Here is a 4,646-nt window from a genome sequence, read left to right as displayed (position 1 = left end):
GCCAGCCGGCAGCCCGCCACGACGTCCACATCGTCACCGCCGCCACCAGCACAAAGCGTAAAGGCGGCACGAAAACAACGAAGACTTCGAATAACCCGAGGCCACGCCGCACAGGTTAAAGATCAAGTTAGGCCGCGTTTCATAAGCGGGGCAGCCACTCGTTGATCGCGGCGACGTTGAAGGTGGCCTGGTAGCGGACGGCGAGCTTGATGCCCGTATGGATGTCAAGCAGTCGATGTCAGGCTGGCGGGCTGCGTTGATGCCGCACTCCACGGCGTGACGCTGCTTGTACGCGGTGGGATCGAGGTAGTGCCCGGCCCGGTCAGGGGATTCACCCCGACCGGGCCGGGGCGGCGAGGGGTTGGCCGGGATCGCCGTCGCGTTCCGTGTCCTTCCCGCTACCATCGCGATGGTGGCGGCGCCGCGCGGTACGCTGGCCTGCCCCGACGCTATGTCGATCATCACAACCCGCAGTGCGAGACGGGATACCGCTATGCGAGGGTGTCACCATGACGCCAGGCAGCACCGGGCCCGGCTGACGGCAAGCCGCTGCCGGTCCGGGGTGCGCCGCCGAAGATTGCGGCGGCTGGCGGCAACCGGCGACCCGTCGACCTGCGGGCCGGGCCGGGGCGCCAGCCGACGACCGAGGTCCACAACGACGTGGCCGGGGACCCCAGCCGCGCCGGACCGAGCGCCGGCCGTCGCCACCCAGGAGGACACATGTCGGCACGGGACAAGATCGAGTCGATCTTCGAATCGGTCGTGCACCGCAACCCCGGTGAGAGCGAGTTCCACCAGGCGGTGCGGGAAGTGCTCGACAGCATCGTGCCGGCGCTCGACAAGCACTCCGAGTACGCCGAGGCAAAGATCATCGAGCGGATCTGCGAACCCGAACGACAGATCATCTTCCGGGTGCCGTGGGAGGACGACCTCGGTGAGGTCCACATCAACCGGGGCTTCCGGGTGGAGTTCAACAGCGCCCTCGGCCCGTACAAGGGCGGGCTGCGGTTCCACCCGTCGGTCTACCTCGGAATCGTCAAGTTCCTCGGCTTCGAACAGCTGTTCAAGAACGCCCTGACCGGCATGCCGATCGGCGGCGGCAAGGGCGGCTCCGACTTCGACCCCAGGGGCCGCTCGGAACGCGAGGTGATGCGGTTCTGCCAGTCCTTCATGACCGAGCTCTACCGGCACATCGGCGAGTACACCGACGTCCCGGCCGGTGACATCGGTGTGGGCGCCAGGGAGATCGGCTACCTGTTCGGCCAGTACAAGCGGATCACGAACCGCTACGAGTCCGCCGTACTGACCGGCAAGGGGCTCAGCTACGGCGGCGCGCAGGTCCGCCGGGAGGCGACCGGCTACGGCGCGGTCTTCTTCGCCGACGAGATGCTCCAGGTGAACGGCGACAGCCTCGACGGCAAGCGCGTGGTGGTCTCCGGCTCGGGCAACGTCGCCATCTACGCGATCGAAAAGGTGCACCAGCTCGGTGGGACCGTCGTCGCCTGCTCAGACTCCTCCGGCTACATCCGCGACGACCGGGGCATCGACCTGGAGACCCTCAAGCACCTCAAGGAGGTCCGCCGGGAGCGGATCGGCGAATATGCGACCGCCCGCCCGCACGCCAGCTTCGTCGCCGGTGCCAGCGTCTGGGAGGTGCCCTGCCAGGTTGCCATTCCGTCCGCCACCCAGAACGAGATCAGCGAGGCGGACGCGGTCACCCTGGTCGCCCAGGGCTGCACCCTGGTGGTGGAGGGGGCGAACATGCCCACCACTCCGCAAGCCGTGCGGATCTTCGCCGAGGCGGGCGTGCGGTTCGCGCCCGGCAAGGCGGCCAACGCCGGCGGCGTGGCCGCCAGCGCGCTGGAAATGCAGCAGAACGCCAGCCGTGACTCGTGGACCTTCGCCCACTCGGAGCAGCGGCTGCGGGAGATCATGCGGGACATCCACGCGCGCTGCTACGCCACCGCCGAGGAGTACGGCATGCCCGGCAACTACGCGGCCGGCGCCAACATCGACGGTTTCCGGATGGTCGCCGAGGCGATGCTCGCACACGGTCTCATCTGAACCGGCCCACCTCGTCACCGGGCATCGTGGGTTGCATCCTGTCTTTGCCGATCACTGAACTCAGAGTCGCCAGCGCGACGCGATCAACCCTTGCACGATCTGCAACGGTTCACGCTCGCCCGCTTGGACTGCCCGCCGACAGAGGGCTGGTCGATGGGCCATGATCCTCTGCGCCGCTGGCGACATCCACGGAGCCTTCGACCGGCTCTCCGCGAAGACGTCCTCGCCTCCGAGGAGACTTTCGGCGCTGCGCAGCGCAGCGAGCGCGAGGAGGACGCTGCGCTGCCGGCGGGCTGGCGGCGATGGACTCCGGTGATTCAGCGCGCGCGGCGGTAGTGCATGGCCACCGCGCCGTTGTGGAGCGGCTCCGCCGAGAGCAGTTCGAGCTGGCGCGTGCAGGGCAGCCCGCCCTCGTGCAGCGTCGGGCCGTGGCCGGCGATCCTGGGATGGACGAGCAGCTTGTACTCGTCGATCAGGTCCAGCCGGTCGAGCTCGGTCGCGAGCTTGCCGCTTCCGAGGAGGACCCCGGCCGGGGTCGCGTCCTTGAGCTTCTGCACGCCCTCGCGCAGATCGCCGGCGATGTGGTGGCTGTTGGTCCACGGGAAGTCTTTGCGCGTCGACGACACCACGTACTTGGGTTTGGTCTCGAGCTTGACCGCCCACTCACGCATGTCCGGCGGTGCCTCCTCGTCGCCCCGGGCGACGGCCGGCCAGTAGCTCTCCATCATCTCGTAGGTGACGCGACCCCACAGCATTGCCCCGCTCTCGTCCATGAGACGGGTGAAGTAGGCGCGCGTCTCGTCGTCAACGATTCCCTCCCGGTGGTCGACGCAACCGTCCAGGGTGAGGTTGAGGCTGAAGGTGAGGAGTCCCATGGCCGGCGACTCTAACGCCACTACGGCGTTGCAACCCAGGCGGGTTCGAGGTACACAGGCCCCGGGTCCCAAATTCACGCCCAATGAAACCCGCCGGAAGACGCCGGGGCCCAAACTCGCGCCCTGTCGGGACCGCTACTCGCGCTCAGAACCATTTAGCTTGATCTTCAACCTGTGCAGCGTGGCCTCGGTTTGTTCGAATTCTTCGCTTTCTGCGTGCCGCCTTTCGTCTTGGTGTTGGTGAACGATGCGGACGTTGTGGCGGGCCGCCGGGTGGTGGTCGGGCAGTCCGGGTGGTCGGCCGGGTCCTGGCCGGGAGGGTTTCGGGGCGCGGGCGCGATTGCCAGCTTTGCTGCGCAGGTGCCGACACACTCGCCGGACGCGGGCGGGCGTGAGTCGCTCGGGCGGCGCGGGGCGTTCCCAGGGCTGCCGCAGGTCGGCGACGGCACCACGGGCGAGCCGCAACTGGGTGTAGGTGGCCAACACGAGCCAGGTCCAGCGGTCGCCGGCGTGCGGGTCGCGCAGTTTCGGGCAGGTCCAGCCGAGGGACCCACAGGCCCGGTTCAGCCACAAGCCGGGCAAGATCGAGTGGCGGTGTGCCGGGGCAGCCGCACAGCATCGCCACGTACGAGCACGTTCTGCGCCGCGCTTACCGGCGACCGGGTTGTCGCCCGCACCGACTGGGCGCCACCGGGACCGACCGTTACGTACCCCGGTGAGATCGCCGGGCTGCTACCGCGGTCACAGCGGTGGTGACCCCTGCCGCTGCGGGTCCACCCATGGGCCGACAGGTCGGTACGCCGGCGGTGCTGGTGCAGGTCACCTATCTTCACCACATGAGTGACGACCAGAAGCAGCGCCGCGTCTGGGACCGGCATGCCGACGGCTACGACCGGCAGATGGCCTTCATCGAGCGCCGCTTCCTGCGCGACACGCGGGCGTGGATCTGCCGACAGGCCACCGGCGCCACCCTCGAGGTGGCCATCGGCACCGGCCGGAATCTGCCCTTCTATCCTGACGGCGTCCGGATCACCGGAGTGGAGCTGAGCCCCAGGATGCTGGAGATTGCCAGCCGGCGGGCCGTCGACCTGGACCGTGCGGTCGACCTGCGGCTCGGTACCGCCCACCAGCTGGACTTTCCCGACGCCACCTTCGACACCGTCGTCTGCACCCTCTCCCTCTGCGCCATCCCGGACGACCACCGGGCGGTCGGGGAGATGGTCCGCGTCCTGCGCCCCGGCGGGCTGCTCCTGTTGGCCGACCACGTGGCCGGCGCCAACCGTCCCGTCCGAGCGATTCAACGCCTCATCGAACTGGTCAGCGTTCCGGTGGCCGGCGAGCATTTCCGGCGGCGTCCGATCCATGACGTGGCCGCCGCCGGTCTGCACATCGAACAGCATCAGCGCTTCGCTGCTGGTGTGATCGAACGCCTCGCGGCCCGTAAGCCAGCCGGCACATGAGGAGATCGCGGCCCTGCCGGGCCTGCCCATCGAGGTGTTGGTCCTGATCAGCCAGAGGGCCAGCGGCGGCATCAGCCGGTCAGGGACTTCGACACCTACGGGCCGCCGTCGGTGACCAGCGGTGGCCTTCCCGCCACGTGGACAGTCTGACCGGGGCCGCGTTGCAGGGTGAGGCGATGAGGGCGGCCGACCTGAAGTCAAGAGTCCGTCACACCGGTGGATGACGTTTCCTCGATGGGCCCGGGCG

At 68.7% G+C, this 4,646-nt stretch carries 3 protein-coding genes and 1 pseudogene; 2 read left to right on the top strand and 2 right to left on the bottom strand.

Translation table 11 applies throughout. The features are described from left to right. Positions 1–720: 720 nt before the first annotated feature. A complete protein-coding gene (gene gdhA, locus GSF22_RS30910) occupies positions 721–2,064 on the top strand; it encodes an NADP-specific glutamate dehydrogenase (RefSeq protein WP_208817446.1) in 1,344 nt (447 codons plus the stop codon). Between the two features lie 317 nt (positions 2,065–2,381). On the opposite strand, the gene GSF22_RS30905 is transcribed toward gdhA, so the two are convergent. Both GSF22_RS30905 and GSF22_RS35900 read right to left on the bottom strand, forming a co-directional pair. Next, complete coding sequence (locus GSF22_RS30905; protein WP_208817445.1) at positions 2,382–2,939, bottom strand: dihydrofolate reductase family protein; 558 nt, start codon at positions 2,937–2,939, stop codon at positions 2,382–2,384. 167 nt (positions 2,940–3,106) lie between these two features. Continuing rightward, positions 3,107–3,488: pseudogene (locus GSF22_RS35900) on the bottom strand (NF041680 family putative transposase); the annotation flags it as partial. Between the two features lie 257 nt (positions 3,489–3,745). Here GSF22_RS35900 and GSF22_RS30900 point away from each other — a divergent pair. Beyond that, positions 3,746–4,399 (top strand): class I SAM-dependent methyltransferase, encoded by a 654-nt coding sequence (locus GSF22_RS30900; protein ID WP_307804480.1) that lies wholly within the window; start codon positions 3,746–3,748, stop codon positions 4,397–4,399. Positions 4,400–4,646: the final 247 nt, after the last annotated feature.

Source organism: Micromonospora echinofusca, from assembly GCF_017614955.1.
Classification (GTDB): domain Bacteria; phylum Actinomycetota; class Actinomycetes; order Mycobacteriales; family Micromonosporaceae; genus Micromonospora; species Micromonospora echinofusca_A.
The sequence above is the reverse complement of the archived record's forward strand: the minus strand, read 5'-3'. Positions and strand labels throughout refer to the sequence as shown.